The organism is Streptomyces tsukubensis (assembly GCF_003932715.1).
GTDB lineage: Bacteria > Actinomycetota > Actinomycetes > Streptomycetales > Streptomycetaceae > Streptomyces > Streptomyces tsukubensis.
The window spans coordinates 1699025-1715905 of sequence record NZ_CP020700.1 but is presented as its reverse complement, the minus strand read 5'-3'; the positions used below and the strand labels follow the sequence as shown (position 1 = coordinate 1715905).

The 16881-nt window shown below is 70.5% G+C and carries 14 protein-coding genes; 9 read left to right on the top strand and 5 right to left on the bottom strand.

The window, feature by feature from the left end:
- Window positions 1–93 precede the first annotated feature (93 nt).
- From gap to B7R87_RS06180, 8 genes are all read left to right on the top strand, one after another.
- A complete protein-coding gene (gene gap, locus B7R87_RS06215; RefSeq protein ID WP_006349932.1) occupies window positions 94–1101 on the top strand; it encodes a type I glyceraldehyde-3-phosphate dehydrogenase in 1008 nt (335 codons plus the stop codon).
- Between the two features lie 168 nt (window positions 1102–1269).
- Window positions 1270–2481, top strand: coding sequence for a phosphoglycerate kinase (locus B7R87_RS06210; protein WP_006349933.1), 1212 nt, complete (start codon window positions 1270–1272; stop codon window positions 2479–2481).
- An 8-nt stretch (window positions 2482–2489) separates the two neighbouring features.
- Window positions 2490–3266, top strand: coding sequence for a triose-phosphate isomerase (tpiA, locus tag B7R87_RS06205; RefSeq protein ID WP_006349934.1), 777 nt, complete (start codon window positions 2490–2492; stop codon window positions 3264–3266).
- Between the two features lie 115 nt (window positions 3267–3381).
- Window positions 3382–3612 carry a preprotein translocase subunit SecG gene (secG, locus tag B7R87_RS06200; RefSeq protein WP_040916633.1) on the top strand — a complete coding sequence of 77 codons (231 nt, stop codon included), beginning with the start codon at window positions 3382–3384 and terminating at the stop codon, window positions 3610–3612.
- Window positions 3613–3805: 193 nt separating this feature from the next.
- Window positions 3806–4093, top strand: a complete 288-nt coding sequence (locus B7R87_RS06195; protein ID WP_019984039.1) for an RNA polymerase-binding protein RbpA — start codon at window positions 3806–3808, stop codon at window positions 4091–4093.
- Window positions 4094–4498: 405 nt separating this feature from the next.
- Window positions 4499–6151, top strand: a complete 1653-nt coding sequence (pgi, locus tag B7R87_RS06190; protein ID WP_006349937.1) for a glucose-6-phosphate isomerase — start codon at window positions 4499–4501, stop codon at window positions 6149–6151.
- A 4-nt stretch (window positions 6152–6155) separates the two neighbouring features.
- Window positions 6156–7814, top strand: coding sequence for a PH domain-containing protein (locus B7R87_RS06185; RefSeq protein WP_187144576.1), 1659 nt, complete (start codon window positions 6156–6158; stop codon window positions 7812–7814).
- 36 nt (window positions 7815–7850) lie between these two features.
- A complete protein-coding gene (locus B7R87_RS06180) occupies window positions 7851–8723 on the top strand; it encodes a poly-gamma-glutamate hydrolase family protein (RefSeq protein WP_006349939.1) in 873 nt (290 codons plus the stop codon).
- Window positions 8724–8793: 70 nt separating this feature from the next.
- Here B7R87_RS06180 and pgl read toward each other — a convergent pair whose 3' ends face one another.
- The 5 genes from pgl to tkt are packed head-to-tail and all read right to left on the bottom strand — an operon-like array spanning window position 8794 to window position 15449.
- On the bottom strand, window positions 8794–9579 hold the full coding sequence (pgl, locus tag B7R87_RS06175) for a 6-phosphogluconolactonase (protein ID WP_006349940.1): 786 nt from the start codon (window positions 9577–9579) through the stop codon (window positions 8794–8796).
- Window positions 9576–10670, bottom strand: a complete 1095-nt coding sequence (gene opcA, locus B7R87_RS06170) for a glucose-6-phosphate dehydrogenase assembly protein OpcA (protein ID WP_006349941.1) — start codon at window positions 10668–10670, stop codon at window positions 9576–9578. Before opcA ends, pgl begins: the two co-directional genes overlap by 4 nt.
- Window positions 10667–12199 (bottom strand): glucose-6-phosphate dehydrogenase, encoded by a 1533-nt coding sequence (zwf, locus tag B7R87_RS06165; RefSeq protein WP_006349942.1) that lies wholly within the window; start codon window positions 12197–12199, stop codon window positions 10667–10669. Before zwf ends, opcA begins: the two co-directional genes overlap by 4 nt.
- A 5-nt stretch (window positions 12200–12204) precedes the next feature.
- Window positions 12205–13326 carry a transaldolase gene (gene tal / locus B7R87_RS06160; RefSeq protein WP_006349943.1) on the bottom strand — a complete coding sequence of 374 codons (1122 nt, stop codon included), beginning with the start codon at window positions 13324–13326 and terminating at the stop codon, window positions 12205–12207.
- 35 nt (window positions 13327–13361) lie between these two features.
- The gene (gene tkt, locus B7R87_RS06155) at window positions 13362–15449 is read right to left on the bottom strand and encodes a transketolase (RefSeq protein ID WP_006349944.1); all 2088 of its coding nucleotides are present in this window, start codon (window positions 15447–15449) and stop codon (window positions 13362–13364) included.
- A 372-nt stretch (window positions 15450–15821) separates the two neighbouring features.
- Between tkt and B7R87_RS06150 the strand changes: the two genes are divergently transcribed.
- Window positions 15822–16802, top strand: a complete 981-nt coding sequence (locus B7R87_RS06150) for a heme o synthase (protein ID WP_161269886.1) — start codon at window positions 15822–15824, stop codon at window positions 16800–16802.
- The last annotated feature ends 79 nt before the right edge of the window (window positions 16803–16881 follow it).

Below are 16881 nucleotides of genomic sequence, written 5' to 3'. Positions count from 1 at the left end.
AGGGGCGCCCGTGGAGGTAGGGTCGTAAGCGGTCGGGGACTTCCCATACAGCTCGCCGGCGACGAGCCGGCACACCAACGAGGAGATCGGTTCGTGACGATCCGCGTAGGCATCAACGGCTTTGGCCGCATCGGTCGTAATTACTTCCGCGCGCTGCTGGAGCAGGGTGCAGACATCGAGATCGTGGCTGTCAACGACCTGGGTGACACCGCGACCACCGCCCACCTGCTGAAGTACGACACCATCCTGGGCCGCCTCAAGGCCGAGGTGTCGCACACCGCCGACACCATCACCGTCGGCGGCCACACCATCAAGGTTCTCTCCGAGCGCAACCCCGCGGACATCCCCTGGGGCGAGCTGGGCGTCGACATCGTCATCGAGTCGACCGGCATCTTCACCAAGAAGGCGGATGCCGAGAAGCACCTCGCGGGCGGCGCGAAGAAGGTCCTCATCTCGGCTCCGGCCAGCGACGAGGACATCACCGTCGTCATGGGTGTCAACCAGGACAAGTACGACCCTGCGCAGCACAACATCATCTCGAACGCGTCCTGCACCACCAACTGTGTGGCGCCGATGGCCAAGGTGCTCGACGAGAACTTCGGCATCGTCCGCGGTCTGATGACCACGGTCCACGCCTACACCAACGACCAGCGGATCCTGGACTTCCCGCACAAGGACCTGCGCCGCGCCCGCGCCGCCGCGGAGAACATCATCCCGACCACCACGGGTGCCGCCAAGGCCACCGCGCTGGTCCTCCCGCAGCTCAAGGGCAAGCTGGACGGTATCGCCATGCGCGTGCCGGTCCCCACCGGCTCCGCCACCGACCTGGTCGTCGAGCTGTCCCGCGAGGTCACCAAGGACGAGGTCAACGCCGCGTTCAAGAAGGCCGCCGAGGGCGAGCTCCAGGGCATCCTGACGTACACCGAGGACCAGATCGTCTCCTCGGACATCGTCAGCGACCCGGCGTCCTGCACCTTCGACTCGTCGCTGACGATGGTCCAGGAGGGCAACTCGGTCAAGATCCTCGGCTGGTACGACAACGAGTGGGGCTACTCCAACCGCCTCGTCGACCTGACGGTCTTCGTCGGCAACCAGCTCTGAGCACTCAGTTGGCTCCGACGGCTCTGACAGCTCCACCCGGCTCGGCACCGCACAGCCCAGCACAGAACAGCAATCAGAGCACCACGATGTGAGCGAGAGGGCTCGGACGGCGCAGCGCAGCGCCGCCCGGGCCCTGTCGCACGTCCTGCCCTTCCGAGGAGACCGTCCATGAAGACGATCGACGACCTGTTGGCCGACGGCGTCAGCGGCAAGCGGGTTTTCGTCCGCGCCGACCTCAATGTGCCCCTCGACGGCACCACCATCACCGACGACGGCCGGATCCGGGCCGTCGCCCCCACCATCGCCAGGCTGGCCGAAGCCGGTGCCCGGGTGATCGTCGCCTCGCATCTGGGACGCCCCAAGGGCGCCCCCGATCCGGCGTTCTCGCTGGCCCCGGCTGCTGAGCGGCTCGGCGATGTCCTCGGCCGCCCGGTCGCCTTCGCCGCCGACACGGTCGGAGACGCGGCGAAGTCCGTGACCGCCGCGCTCGCCGACGGCGAGGTGGCGGTGCTGGAGAACCTCCGCTTCAACCCCGGCGAGACCAGCAAGGACGATGCCGAGCGCGGTGCCTTCGCGGACGAGCTGGCCGCCCTCGCCGACGTCTACGTGGGCGACGGCTTCGGCGCCGTGCACCGCAAGCACGCCTCCGTCTTCGATCTGCCCGCCAGGCTCCCGCACGCCGCGGGCGATCTGATCGCCACCGAGGTCGGTGTCCTCAAGAAGCTCACCGAGGACGTCGCGCGGCCCTACGCCGTGGTCCTGGGCGGTGCCAAGGTCTCCGACAAGCTCGGCGTGATCGACAACCTGCTGGGCAAGGCCGACCGCATCCTGATCGGCGGCGGTATGGCCTACACCTTCCTCAAGGCCCAGGGCCACGAGGTCGGTATCTCGCTGCTCCAGGAGGACCAGGTCCCGGTCGTCCAGGAGTATCTGAAGCGCGCCGAGGCGCAGGGCGTGGAGTTCGTCCTCCCCGTGGACGTGCTGGTCGCCCCCGAGTTCCCGGACCTGAAGACCAAGGCCCCGGCGAACCCCACCACCGTCGCCGCGGACGCCATCCCGGCCGACCAGGAGGGTCTGGACATCGGTCCCGAGACCCGCAAGCTGTACGCAGAGAAGCTCGCCGACGCGGCCACCGTCTTCTGGAACGGGCCGATGGGCGTCTTCGAACACCCCGACTACGCCGAGGGCACCCGGGCCGTGGCCCGGGCCCTCGTCGACTCCCCGGCCTTCTCGGTGGTCGGCGGCGGTGACTCCGCCGCCGCCGTCCGGACCCTGGGCTTCGACGAGAACGCCTTCGGCCATATTTCGACCGGCGGCGGCGCCAGCCTCGAATACCTCGAAGGCAAGACGCTTCCCGGCCTCGCCGCACTGGAGGACTGATCACCGCTATGACCACCCGTACCCCGCTGATGGCGGGCAACTGGAAGATGAACCTCAACCACCTGGAGGCCATCGCACACGTCCAGAAGCTCGCGTTCGCCCTGGCCGACAAGGACTACGACGCCGTGGAGGTCGCGGTCCTGCCGCCCTTCACCGACCTCCGGTCCGTCCAGACCCTGGTCGACGGCGACAAGCTCAAGATCGTCTACGGCGCCCAGGACATCTCGGCCGAGGACTCCGGTGCCTACACCGGCGAGATCTCCGGCCCGATGCTGGCCAAGCTGAAGTGCACGTACGTCGCCGTGGGCCACTCCGAGCGACGCCAGTACCACGGTGAGTCGGACGAGCTCTGCAACGCCAAGGTGAAGGCCGCCTTCCGGAACGGCATCACGCCGATCCTCTGCGTCGGCGAGGGCCTCGACGTCCGCAAGGCCGGCGAGCAGGTCCCGTACACCCTGGCGCAGCTCGACGGCGGTCTGAAGGACGTGCCCGCCGAGCAGGCCGAGTCGATCGTCATCGCGTACGAGCCCGTCTGGGCCATCGGCACCGGCGAGGTCGCCACGCCCGAGGACGCCCAGGAGGTCTGCGGGGCGATCCGCGGCCGGCTCGCCGAGCTGTACTCCCAGGAGCTGGCCGACAAGGTCCGCATCCAGTACGGCGGCTCCGTGAAGTCCGGGAACGTGGCCGCGATCATGGCCCAGCCCGATGTCGACGGCGCCCTGGTGGGCGGTGCCGCCCTCGACACCGAGGAGTTCGTCAAGATCGTCCGCTTCCGCGACCAGTGAGTATGCGCTAGCGCCGATCCGTCGTACCCTTGCGGGGACCCCGGGCCTTGTCCGGGGTCCCCGCAGTCACCAGACCATCCAGAGAATTGCCAGGAAGTAGGGCCAAGCCGTGGTTATGGGGTTCTCGATCGCCCTGATCGTCTTCAGCCTGCTGCTGATGCTGCTCGTGCTGATGCACAAGGGGAAGGGCGGCGGTCTCTCCGACATGTTCGGCGGCGGCATGCAGTCCTCCGTCGGCGGCTCCTCGGTCGCCGAGCGCAACCTCGACCGCATCACCGTGGTGGTCGGGCTGCTCTGGTTCGCCTGCATCATGGTGCTCGGCCTGCTGATGAAGATGGACAACTGACACCCGAGCCACTCTTCCGGGAGGCCGGTGGGGGCGAGGGTGTAACTCCAACGACTGGACGGGCGTTGGGCCTTACGTAGACTGGGGCACCGCGGCGCAGCCGCTGTGAGACGCTGTGCAGCACCATCACGCAGGGAGTTACACCGTGGCAAGTGGCAACGCGATCCGGGGGAGCCGGGTCGGGGCGGGGCCGATGGGCGAGGCCGAGCGCGGCGAGTCCGCGCCACGTCTGCGCATCTCCTTCTGGTGCTCCAACGGGCACGAGACGCAGCCGAGCTTCGCCAGCGACGCGCAGGTCCCCGACACCTGGGACTGCCCGCGCTGTGGGTTCCCGGCCGGTCAGGACCAGGACAATCCGCCGGACCCGCCGCGCACCGAGCCCTACAAGACGCATCTGGCGTATGTACGGGAGCGGCGCAGCGACGCGGACGGCGAGGCGATCCTCGCCGAGGCCCTTGCCAAACTCCGCGGCGAAATCTAGACATTCGATCCGGCCGGATCACCGAAAAGGTGATCCGGCCGGATTTTTTCTCGGGCTTCCGGGGTTGATCACGATGCCCCGATGTCAGTGCCGTCGCCTACGGTTCTGTTCAGGTCCTGTCCGGGCGGTCTTCGAGGATCAGCCCGCGGCGTCAGATGCGGTGCATCGCAAGGCGGAGGATCATCCTCGTACTGGGCGTACTCGGATGACTCCGACAACGCAGCGAGGTGCCGTAGCTGTCGTCGTGGGCCCGACAAGATCGCCCGGACAGGGCCTAGGCGAACACGGAACGTCACCGGACCGGGGGTCCGGTGCGGCCGTCGACGCCTCGCGCCCCGGCTGATCAACTAGGTTGGGCGCGGTGGGGCACCAGGCAGGTACAAGACGAAGTGAGCTGATGTCCGAGTGAACGAGACAGGCCGAACCCGGCTCGACCAGACACCCGAGTGGACCGCGCTCGGCAAGCACCGCGAGCAGGTGGGCGGCACCGGACTGCGCGAGCTGTTCGCGGCGGACCCGGAGCGCGGCCGCCGCCTCACCCTGCGCGTCGGCGACCTCCATCTCGACTACTCCAAGCACCTGGTCACCGACGAGACCCTCGCCCTGCTGCGGCAGCTGGCAGCGGCCACCGACGTCGCCGGACTGCGGGACGCCATGTTCCGAGGCGAGAAGATCAACACCACCGAGGGCCGGGCCGTCCTCCACACCGCGCTGCGGGCCCCCCGGGACGCGGTGATCGAGGTCGACGGCGAGAACGTGGTGCCGGGTGTCCACGCGGTGCTCGACAGGATGGCCGGTTTCTCCGGGCGGATCCGCTCGGGCGAGTGGACCGGCCACACCGGACGCCCCATCAGAAACGTGGTGAACATCGGCATCGGCGGCTCCGATCTCGGCCCCGCCATGGCGTACGAGGCGCTCCGCGCCTACACCTCCCGCGAACTGACCCTCCGTTTCGTCTCCAACGTCGACGGGGCCGACCTCCACGAGGCCGTCCGCGACCTCGACCCGGCCGAGACGCTCTTCGTCGTCGCCTCCAAGACCTTCACCACCATCGAGACCATCACCAATGCCACGTCCGCCCGCCAGTGGCTGCTCGACGGTCTGAACGCCGGTCAGGAGGCTGTCGCCCGGCATTTCGTGGCCCTCTCCACCAATGCCGAGAAGGTCACCGACTTCGGTATCGACCCGGTGAACATGTTCGAATTCTGGGACTGGGTCGGCGGCCGGTACTCCTACGACTCCGCCATCGGGCTCTCCCTGATGATCGCGATCGGCCCGGAGCGCTTCCGGGAGATGCTCGACGGCTTCCACCTCGTCGACGAGCACTTCCGCACCGCCCCGCCGGAGGCCAACGCCCCGCTGCTGCTCGGACTGCTCGGCATCTGGTACGGCGCGTTCTTCGACGCCCAGTCGCATGCCGTGCTGCCCTACTCCCACTATCTGAGCAGGTTCACCGCCTACCTCCAGCAACTGGACATGGAGTCGAACGGCAAGTCCGTCGACCGGGACGGCCGGCCGGTGCACTGGCAGACCGGGCCCGTCGTCTGGGGCACCCCGGGCACCAACGGCCAGCACGCGTACTACCAGCTGATCCACCAGGGCACCAAGACCATCCCCGCGGACTTCATCGGCTTCGCCCGGCCCGTGCCCGGTCTGCCGCCCGCCCAGGTCGCCCAGCACGATCTGCTGATGGCCAACTTCTTCGCCCAGACCCAGGCCCTGGCCTTCGGGAAGACCGCCGACGAGGTACGGGCCGAAGGGGTCCCCGAGGAGCTCGTGCCGCACAAGACCTTCCGCGGCGACCACCCGACGACGACGATCCTCGCCGACGAGCTGACCCCGTCGGTGCTCGGCCAGCTGATCGCCCTCTACGAGCACAAGGTGTTCGTCCAGGGCGCCGTCTGGAACATCGACTCCTTCGACCAGTGGGGCGTCGAACTGGGCAAGGTCCTGGCCAGGCGGATCGAACCGGTGCTGACCGACGGCACCGGAGGCGAGGAGCTCGACAGCTCCACGGCGGCGCTCACGGCCGCCTACCGGGACCTGCGGGGACGCTGATCCCATGGCCACGGGGGAGACCGGCCGGACCGCACCGGCCGACCGGCCGGTCCCGGCGGTGGCCGGAGGCGCGACGAGCGCCGGCCCGGAAGCCGTCGCGGGCCCGCCCGGGGAGTGGCGGCGGCTCGACCCGCGGTCGCTCCTGGCCACCGGGGCCGTCATGAGCGGGGTCGCCGGGGGCATCTGTCTGCCCGTGCTGCTCGGGCTCTCCTCCGGCGCCTGGTTCGGCAACGGCCCCCGCCGGGGAATCGGGCTGACCCTGCTGATCACCGCGGGGGTGCTGCTGGTCGTGGGCTCCGTCGCCGCGGACTGGGTCGGCCTGCGCCGGACGCGCTACCGCATCGGCCCCGAGCGGGTCGACCTCCACAGCGGACTGCTGCTGCTGAAACGCCGCTCCCTGGCCCGGGAGCGGATTCGCAGCGTCGATCTGACCGCCCATCCACTGCTGCGGCTGCTCGGTCTGGTGAAGGTCCGGATAGGGACCGGCGAGAGCGGCGGCGGGGAATCCTCACTGGAGCTGAACCCGGTCTCCCGCGCGGAGGGCGACCGGCTCCGGGCCGAACTGCTCGGCCGGCCCGCCGGTCCGGCCGCCGCTCCGCCCGGGGGCACCCTGGCCCGGTTCGACCTCCGGTGGATCCGCTACGCCCCGACGTCCTTCCTCACCTTCGCCATCGGCAGCGCGGCGGCCGGTGCCGCGCTCCAGATCAGCGACTGGTTCGGTGTCCAGGCGGATCTGATCGGCTGGACCGGCGACCTCGTCCGGGACCGTCCGCTCGTCCTCGTCGTCCCGCTGCTCGTCCTCGGGACCCTGCTGACCGGCGCGGTCGGGGCGCTCGGCCTCTGGCTGGAGATGTGGTGGGGCTACCGCCTGGAGAGGGAGCCGGGCGGAGTGCTCCGGGTCCGGCGCGGGCTCTTCACCACCCGCTCCGTCTCCGTCGCGGAGCCCCGGCTCCGCGGGGTCGAACTGGTGGAGCCGATCGGGGTCCGGGCCATCGGCGGGGCCCGGGTGGACGCGGTCGCCACCGGGCTCGCCGAAGCCGACGGCGACCGGCACACGGACGCCCGGGGGCTGCTCCCGGTCGTCCCCCGGGCCGTCGCGGACGAGGTGGCGGCGCTGGTGCTCCGCGAGCCCCGGCCGCCCACCGGGGCACCGCTGACCCGCCATCCGCGCCGGGCGAGGAACCGGCGGCTGTACTGGGCCCTTGCCGCGGCCCTGCTGCCCGCCGCCGCCCTCGCCGCCGCGGGGCCCTGGCTCACACCGCTGCTGCTGCCCGTCGCCGCCGGGTATGCGCTGGTGGCGCTGCCCGTCGGCACGGCGCTCGCCCTCGACGCGTACCGCAGTCTCGGTCACGGGATCGCCGGACGCTATCTGCTGGCCCGCTCCGGCACCCCCTCGCGGCGTACGGTCGCCCTCCAGCGGACCGGAATCATCGGCTGGACCGTCACGGAGTCCCTCGCCCAGCGCCGGGCCGGGCTGATCACACTGACCGCGACCACGGCCGCCGGGGCCGGGGGCTACTCCGTCCATGACGCGGACACCTCCGAGGGGCTGGCCTTTGCCGATGCGGCGGTCCCCGGCCTGCTGACACCGTTCCTGGTGGAGATACCCGCAGCGGCGGCCGGGGAGGCGCCGGAGCACCGGCCGCCGGTGATAGCGCGGTGATCGAATATGCACCGCGGCCCCGGACATGATCTTGTGATGACCACCAGCAGCAGACGAACCGTCCTGACCGCCGCCCTGGCGGCCGCCGCCGGAAGCACCGGACTGGCCGCCGTGCCCACCACGGCCCACGCCGCGCCCGCGGCCACGGCAGGCAACCCTCCGGCCCCGACCTACACCAGCCATATCTACCGCAATCCGCAGTACACGGAGGGCACCGACTACGGCCGGCGCTTCAGACGGCACGAGCGCAGCGATCCGACCTTCGCCGCCGAGGTGCGGCTGCCCGGCACCGCCGTACTCGCCCTGCACGGCGGCGGTATCGAAACCGGCACCTCCGAAGTCGCCCTCGGTATCGCCGGATACCACCCGAAGGACCTCGCGCCCACCGGAGCGGCGGGCGACCCCCGCTACGACTACTGGCTGTTCGAGGGGCTGCGGGGGCCCGGCCTCAACGCCGAACTCCACGTCACCTCCACCGGATGCGACGATCTGCACGCCCTGGGCCTGGCCGAGGGCAGCCTGGGCGTCGTCAGCGTCCACGGCTTCGCCAACACCCAGGTACCGGGCTACGACGTCGTGCTCGGCGGGCTCGACCAGGACTTCAAGGCGCTGGTCCGGCAGCAGCTGGAACTGCTCGCGACCGCCGGCCCCGACCCCTGGAACATCAGCATCATCGACGGCAGCCAGGTCCCGGCACTCGGCGGAACCGACCCGGACAACCCCTGCAACCGCACTCTGCGCAACAAGGGTGTCCAGCTGGAGCTCTCCGGGGCCCTGCGCAACAGCCTCTTCGACGACCCCTCGTCCCGGACCGGCCGGGCGAACACCACGAACGCGAAGTTCCGGGCCTTCACGGGAGCGGTCCGGGCCGCGATCGCCCTCCACGAGGCGAGCCTGACCGTCGACTGACCTCCCACGCCGTGACACGACCGAGGGCCCGGACACCGTGAAGGTGTCCGGGCCCTGAGCCGTCACTGCGCTACGCGGAGGCCGGGGGATACAGCTCCCGCGGCAACTGGGCCGCCGCGGCCGCGTCCAGCAGCCACAGGGTTCTGGCCCGGCCCCGGGCCCCCGCGGCCGGGGCCTGGAGCTCGCCCGCGCCCGACAGGGCGATCGCCGCGGCGTTCGCCTTGTCCTCGCCCGCCGCCAGCAGCCACACCTCACGCGCCGCCCGGATCGCCGGAAGGGTCAGCGAGATCCGGATCGGCGGCGGCTTCGGGGAGCCGTGGACACCGACGACCGTACGCTCCGTCTCCCGGACCGCCGGATGCTCCGGGAAGAGCGACGCGATATGGGTGTCGGGGCCGACACCCAGCATCAGCACGTCGAACGTCGGCACCGGACCGTGGTCCTCCGGGCCCGCCGCCGCGGCCAGCTGCGCCGCATAGGCGGCGGCCGCCGCCTCGACGTCGCTGCCGTACGGACCGTCGGATGCGGCCATCGGACGGACCCGGGCCGGATCGACCGGCACATGGTCCAGCAGCGCCTGCCGCGCCTGGGAGACGTTGCGCTCCGGGTCCCCCTCGGGGAGGAACCTTTCATCGCCCCACCACAGGTCCAGCCGTCCCCAGTCGACCGCGTCCCGGGCCGGAGAGGCCCCGAGCGCGGCCAGCAGACCGTTGCCGTTCCGCCCGCCGGTGAGCACCACGGAGGCGGTGCCCCGGGCGGCCTGGGCGTCGACGATCCGGGTGATCAGCCGGGCCGCCGCGGCCTGGGCCATCAGCTCCTTGTCGCGGTGGACGACGATCTGCGGTGCGCCGCTCACTTGGCGGCCGCCTTCTTCGCCGCCGTCTTCTTGGCGGCGCTCTTGGCCGCGGGAGTGGCCGGGGCCGCCGCGGCGGCCCCCTCCGCCTCGGTCTCGGCCTGCGCGGCGGCGACCGCCCGGGAGGCCGCCGCGATCTCGGAGACGTCCGCCGAACCGCCGGGCCCGCCGTCACCGAGCCGGTCCACCCCGTACCGCAGGGCGGAGGCATAGGTGTCGTCCGGGTCCAGCCGTCGCAGCTCCTCCGCGATCAGCTCGGCGGTCTCCCGCCGCTTCAGCGCGACCGCACGGTCGGGCTGACCCTGGATGGAGAGGTTCGCCAGGGCACCGTCGGCCCGGTCGAGCACGATCGGACCGCAGTCCGTCTCCATCCGTACGGCGGTGAGCCCCGGCCCGGGCGACTGCGTGCGCCGCACGGGCACCCCCAGCCGGTCCGCCAGCCACATCGCCAGCAGCTCCACGCTCGGATTGAACTCCTCGCCCTCCACCTCGACCTCGGTGACCTCGCAGGCCACCTGGTCCAGCGCGGCGGCCAGCATGGACCGCCAGGGCGTGATCCGGGTCCACGACAGATCCGTATCACCCGGGGTGTACGCCTCGGAGCGGGCCTTCAGCTCCCCGATGGGGTCCTCGGCCGCATAGGTGTCGGTCACCCGGCGCTGGGCCAGCGCGCCCAGCGGATCCTTCGTCGGGTCGAGCGGGGCGTTCACCGGCCACCACACGACCACCGGAGCGTCCGGCAGCAGCAGCGGCAGCACCACCGACTGGGCATGCTCGGTGACCTCGCCGTACAGCCGCAGCACGACCGTCTCACCGGTGCCCGCGTCGGCGCCGACGCGGACCTCGGCGTCCAGCCGGGTCTGCGCCCGGTCCCGCGGGGTCCGCGAAACCCGCTTGATGACCACGAGCGTGCGCGAGGGGTGCTCGCGCGACGCGTCGTTCGCGGCCTTCAGGGCGTCGTAGGCGTTCTCCTCGTCGGTGACGATGACCAGGGTGAGCACCATGCCGACGGCGGGCGTGCCGATGGCCCGCCGCCCCTGCACCAACGCCTTGTTGATCTTGCTGGAGGTGGTGTCCGTAAGGTCGATCTTCATGGCCGGCGCCAGCTCCGTCCGTCTCGTGCGAGCATTTCGTCCGCCTCGACCGGACCCCAGGTCCCGGAGGGGTACTGGGCGGGCTTGCCGTGACTGTCCCAGTACTGCTCGATGGGGTCGAGGATCTTCCACGAAAGCTCGACCTCCTCGACCCGGGGGAAGAGGTTGGAGTCGCCGAGCAGCACATCGAGGATGAGCCGCTCGTACGCCTCCGGGCTGGACTCCGTGAAGGACTCGCCATAGGCGAAGTCCATCGAGACGTCTCGTACCTCCATGGAGGTACCGGGCACCTTGGAGCCGAAGCGCAGGGTTACGCCCTCGTCCGGCTGCACCCGGATGACCAGGGCGTTCTGCCCCAGCTCCTCGGTCGCGGTGTGGTCGAAGGGGGAGTGCGGGGCGCGCTGGAAGACCACCGCGATCTCGGTGACCCGGCGCCCCAGCCGCTTGCCCGTGCGCAGATAGAACGGCACCCCGGCCCAGCGGCGGTTGTCGATCTCCAGTTTGACCGCCGCATAGGTGTCGGTCTTGGAGTCCGGGTCGATACCGTCCTCCTGGAGATAGCCGACGGCCCGCTCGCCGCCCTGCCAGCCCGCCGCGTACTGGCCGCGCACGGTGGTGGCGCCCAGATCCTTCGGCAGCTTCACGGCACCCAGGACCTTGGTCTTCTCCGCGGCCAGCGCATCGGCGTCGAAGGAGGCGGGCTCCTCCATCGCGGTCAGCGCCAGCAGCTGGAGCAGATGGTTCTGGATGACATCACGGGCGGCGCCGATGCCGTCGTAGTACCCGGCGCGGCCGCCGATGCCGATGTCCTCGGCCATGGTGATCTGGACATGGTCCACATAGGACCGGTTCCAGATCGGCTCGAAGAGGGTGTTGGCGAAGCGCAGCGCCAGAATGTTCTGGACGGTCTCCTTGCCGAGGTAGTGGTCGATCCGGAAGACCTCGTTCGGCGGGAAGACCTCGTGGACCACCTGGTTGAGCTCCATGGCGGACACCAGATCGTGGCCGAAGGGCTTCTCGATGACCGCCCGGCGCCAGGAGCCCTCCTTCTGGTCGGCCAGCCCGTGCTTCTTGAGCTGCTGGACGACCTTGGGGAAGAACTTCGGCGGCACCGACAGATAGAAGGCGAAGTTGCCGCCGGTGCCCTGGGCCTGGTCCAGCTCGGCGATCGTCTTCTTCAGGGTCTCGAAGGCGTCGTCGTCGTCGAAATCGCCCTGGACGAAGCGCATGCCCTGGTTCAGCTGCTGCCAGACCTCCTCACGGAAGGGGGTCCTGGCGTGTTCCTTGACCGCGTCGTGGACCTCCTGCGCGAAGTCCTCGTCCTGCCATTCGCGGCGGGCGAAGCCGACGAGGGAGAACCCCGGCGGCAGCAGTCCGCGGTTGGCCAGGTCGTACACGGCCGGCATCAGCTTCTTGCGCGACAGGTCGCCCGTGACCCCGAAGATCACCAGGCCCGACGGCCCCGCGATCCGCGGGAGCCGCCGGTCGGCGGGGTCGCGAAGCGGATTGGCCTCGCTTGAACCGGACACGATGGTCAGCCCTCCGACGGTGCGAGACGGGCCAGCGCCGCCTCGGTCGACTTGAGCAGGTCGTTCCACGCGGCCTCGAACTTCTCGACGCCCTCGTCCTCCAGCAGCTGCACGACCTCGTCGTACGAGATCCCCAGCGCCGCCACCGCCGCCAGTTCGGCGCGCGCGGCGTCGTAGGTGCCGCGGATGGTGTCACCGGTGATCGACCCGTGGTCGGCGGTGGCCTCCAGGGTCCCCTCCGGCATGGTGTTCACCGTGCCCGGGGCCACCAGCTCGTCGACGTACAGCGTGTCCTTGTAGGCCGGGTCCTTGACACCGGTCGAGGCCCACAGCGGACGCTGCTTGTTGGCCCGCGCCCGGTCCAGGGCGGTCCAGCGGTCGGAGGAGAAGACCTCCTCGTACGCCTCGTAGGCCAGCCGGGCGTTGGCCAGGGCGGCCTTGCCGCGGGCCGCCTTCGCCTCGTCGGTGCCCAGGGCGTCCAGCCGCTGGTCGATCTCGGTGTCCACCCGGGAGACGAAGAAAGAAGCCACCGAATGAATCTTCGACAGGTCCAGGCCGCGGTCCTTGGCCTTCTCCAGACCGGCCAGGTAGGCGTCCATGACCTCGCGGTAGCGCTCCAGCGAGAAGATCAGCGTCACATTGACGCTGATACCGAGACCGATGGTCTCGGTGATCGCCGGCAGGCCCGCCCGGGTGGCCGGAATCTTGATCAGGGTGTTGGGGCGGTCGACCAGCCAGGCCAGCTGCTTGGCCTCGGCGACCGTCGCCGCCGTGTGGTGGGCCAGCCGCGGGTCCACCTCGATGGAGACCCGGCCGTCCTGGCCCTCGGTGGCGTCGAAGACCGGGCGGAGGATGTCCGCCGCGTCCCGGACGTCCGCCGTGGTGATCATGCGGATGGCTTCCTCGACGGTCACCTTGCGGGTCGCCAGCTCGCGCAGCTGCTGCTCGTAGCCGTCACCCCCGCTGATCGCCTTCTGGAAGATCGAAGGGTTGGTCGTCACACCCACCACGTGCTGCTGGTCGATCAGCTCCGAGAGGTTCCCCGAGGTGATCCGCTTGCGGGACAGATCGTCCAGCCAGATGGCGACGCCTTCGTCGGTGAGGCGCTTGAGCGCGTCGTTCGTCATCGAAAAACAACTCCTGAAATCACTGTGTGTTGGCGTCAGCGCCGGACGGCGTCAAGAGATTCCCGGGCGGCGGCGACCACCGCGTCGGCGGTGATGCCGAACTCCCGGAAGAGGACCTTGCCGTCCGCCGAGGCACCGAAGTGCTCCAGCGACACGATCCGGCCCGCGTCACCGACGTAGCGGTACCAGGTCAGCCCGATGCCCGCCTCGACGGCCACCCGCGCCCGCACCGACGGCGGCAGCACCGAGTCCTTGTACTCCCGGTCCTGCTCCTCGAACCACTCCACCGACGGCATGGAGACCACCCGGGTCGGCACCCCGGCCGCCTGCAGCTCGTCCCGGGCCGCGACGGCCAGCTGGACCTCGGAACCCGTACCGATCAGCACGACCTCCGGAGCGCCGCCCTCGGCCTCCGCCAGGACGTAACCGCCACGCGCCGCGTCCTCGTTGAGCGGGTACGTCGGCACACCCTGCCGGGTCAGCGCCAGACCGTGCGGGGCCCCCGTGCCGAACTTCTTCGTCCAGCGGCGCTGGATCTCGCGCCAGGCGATCACCGTCTCGTTGGCGTCCGCAGGACGGACCACGTTCAGACCCGGGATCGCGCGCAGCGACGCCAGGTGCTCCACCGGCTGGTGGGTCGGGCCGTCCTCGCCGAGACCGATCGAATCGTGCGTCCACACGTACGTCACCGGCAGATGCATCAGCGCGGACAGCCGGACCGCGTTGCGCATGTAGTCGGAGAAGACGAGGAACGTACCGCCGTAGATACGGGTGTTGCCGTGCAGCGCGATGCCGTTCATCTCGGCGGCCATCGCGTGCTCGCGGATACCGAAGTGGATCGTCCGGCCGTACGGGTCGGCCTCCGGCAGCGGGTTGCCCTCGGGCAGGAACGACGAGGTCTTGTCGATCGTCGTGTTGTTGGAGCCCGCGAGGTCGGCCGAACCGCCCCACAGCTCCGGGATCACCGCGCCCAGCGCCTGGAGGATCTTGCCGGAGGCGGCGCGGGTGGCGACGGACTTCCCGGTCTCGAAGTCGGGGAGCGCGTCCTCCCAGCCCTCGGGCAGCTCACCGGCGCGGATCCGGTCGAACTCGGCCGCGCGCTCCGGGTTGGCCGTCCGCCAGGCGGCGAACGTCTTCTCCCACTCGCCGCGGGCCTCGCGGCCCCGGTCCAGCGCCTCGCGGGTGTGCGCGATGACCTGGTCGGTGACCTCGAAGCTCTGCTCCGGGTCGAAGCCGAGGACCTTCTTGGTGGCCGCGACCTCCTCGTCGCCCAGCGCCGAACCGTGCGCGGCCTCGGTGTTCTGGGCGTGCGGCGCGGGCCAGGCGATGATGGAGCGGGCCGCGATGAACGACGGCCGGTCGGTCACGGCCTGCGCCTCGCGCATCGCCGCGTACAGCGCCGCCGGGTCGAGGTCGCCGTTCTCCTGGGGCGCCACCCGCTGGACGTGCCAGCCGTAGGCCTCGTACCGCTTGAGGGTGTCCTCGGAGACCGCGGTCTCGGTGTCGCCCTCGATGGAGATGTGGTTGTCGTCCCAGAGGAGCACCAGATTGCCGAGCTTCTGGTGGCCGGCGAGGGACGAGGCCTCGGCCGAGATGCCCTCCTGGAGACAGCCGTCACCGGCGATCGCCCAGATGGTGTGGTCGAACGGGGACGTGCCCACGGCCGCGTCCGGGTCGAACAGGCCGCGCTCGTAGCGGGCGGCCATCGCCATGCCCACCGCATTGGCCACCCCCTGGCCCAGCGGGCCGGTGGTGGTCTCGACGCCGGTGGTGTGGCCGTACTCCGGGTGGCCCGGGGTCTTCGAACCCCAGGTCCTGAAGGCCTTCAGATCGTCCAGTTCCAGACCGTACCCGGCCAGGTAGAGCTGGATGTAGAGGGTCAGCGACGAATGCCCGGCGGACAGGACGAACCGGTCGCGGCCGGTCCAGTCCGCATCGGCCGGGTCGTGCCGCATCAGCTTCTGGAACAGGACGTACGCGGCGGGCGCGAGGCTCATGGCCGTACCGGGGTGGCCGTTTCCGACCTTCTGTACGGCATCCATGGCCAGGACTCGGGCCGTGTCGACGGCTCGCTGGTCCAGATCGGTCCACGTGAGGTCTGTGGTGGTCGGCTTGGTGCTCACCCTGGGTCAGGGCTCCTCTCCGCATGTCTCCACATGTCAGGTCCCGGTGACGGCAGATGTACCGGGCGTCGTCGAGCCTACCCTCGCCGCCACCCGGCGGTTTTCGGCCATCCGGCCACTGGACACCCCGGGCCGGCGGCGTCCTCTGCCAGCCTGCCGCGCCCGGACGCACTTCGCCTCCCGGCGGCGGCCCCCGGTGCCCGCCGTCCGGGTACGGCCCCCGTCCGGCTCGCGACGCACCCGCGACAACACGACCCACCCCCGTGCGAAGCGAGAGATGGGCAACCTCTACAGTGGCGTGGTACGCGCAAGTCTCACCGGGCCTCAACTGTGCTGTCATGCGCCCGGGACTTGCTGGAATCTTCCTCAGGGGTGTGCGTGACGGCCGTCGAATCCCGTCCAGCGGGTGGGGGCACCGCCCGTCCCGAGCGGGCCGCGGGGGGACCCGGGACGAACCCGGGCAGCAGGCCCTTCGGAGCCCGGGTCATGGCGTTCGTGGCGCTGACGAAGCCGCGGATCATCGAACTGCTGCTGATCACCACCGTGCCGGTGATGTTCCTCGCGGCGCAAGGGGTGCCGGACCTCTGGCTGGTCCTGACCACCTGCATCGGCGGCTATCTCTCGGCCGGCGGCGCCAATGCACTGAACATGTACATCGACCGCGACATCGACGCGCTGATGGACCGCACCGCCCAGCGCCCGCTGGTCACCGGCATGGTCTCGCCGCGCGAGGGCCTGGTCTTCGGCCTCGTCCTGGCCGTGGTCTCCACGCTCTGGTTCGGTCTGCTCGTCAACTGGCTGTCGGCCTGGCTCTCCCTGGGCGCCCTGCTCTTCTACGTCGTCGTCTACACGATGATCCTGAAGCGGCGCACCAAGCAGAACATCGTCTGGGGCGGGATCGCGGGCTGTCTGCCGGTGCTCATCGGCTGGTCCGCGGTCACCAACTCGATGTCGTGGGCCGCGGTCGTCCTCTTCCTCGTCATCTTCTTCTGGACCCCGCCGCACTACTGGCCGCTCTCCATGCGGGTGCGCGAGGACTACGCCCGGGTCGGCGTCCCGATGCTGCCGGTCGTCGCCTCCAACCAGGTCGTGGCGCGCCAGATCGTCCTCTACAGCTGGGTGATGGTCGCGGTCTCCCTGCTGCTCACCCCGATGGGCTACACCGGCTGGTTCTACACCGCCGTGGCCCTGCTGGCGGGCGGCTGGTGGCTCTGGGAGGCGCATGCGCTCCAGGCGCGCGCCAAGGCCGGACTCTCGGGCGCCAAGCTCAAGGAGATGCGGCTGTTCCACTGGTCCATCACCTATGTGTCGCTGCTCTTCGTGGCCGTCGCGGTGGACCCGTTCCTGCGCTGAACCGCTGCCGCACCTCACCGAACCGCCCCGGGGGCGGGCCCGTCACGGGCCCGCCCCCGGGTCTTTGCGCCGATGGCCG

Excerpts from the sequence above, each read along its gene's own strand:
- B7R87_RS06185 (WP_187144576.1), top strand. The coding sequence starts at position 6,156 with ATGGCCACGGGGGAGACCGGCCGGACCGCACCGGCCGACCGGCCGGTC.
- tpiA (WP_006349934.1), top strand. The coding sequence starts at position 2,490 with ATGACCACCCGTACCCCGCTGATGGCGGGCAACTGGAAGATGAACCTC.
- B7R87_RS06180 (WP_006349939.1), top strand. The coding sequence starts at position 7,851 with ATGACCACCAGCAGCAGACGAACCGTCCTGACCGCCGCCCTGGCGGCC.
- tal (WP_006349943.1), bottom strand. The coding sequence starts at position 13,326 with ATGACGAACGACGCGCTCAAGCGCCTCACCGACGAAGGCGTCGCCATC.
- B7R87_RS06195 (WP_019984039.1), top strand. The coding sequence starts at position 3,806 with ATGGGCGAGGCCGAGCGCGGCGAGTCCGCGCCACGTCTGCGCATCTCC.
- B7R87_RS06210 (WP_006349933.1), top strand. The coding sequence starts at position 1,270 with ATGAAGACGATCGACGACCTGTTGGCCGACGGCGTCAGCGGCAAGCGG.
- secG (WP_040916633.1), top strand. The coding sequence starts at position 3,382 with ATGGGGTTCTCGATCGCCCTGATCGTCTTCAGCCTGCTGCTGATGCTG.
- opcA (WP_006349941.1), bottom strand. The coding sequence starts at position 10,670 with ATGAAGATCGACCTTACGGACACCACCTCCAGCAAGATCAACAAGGCG.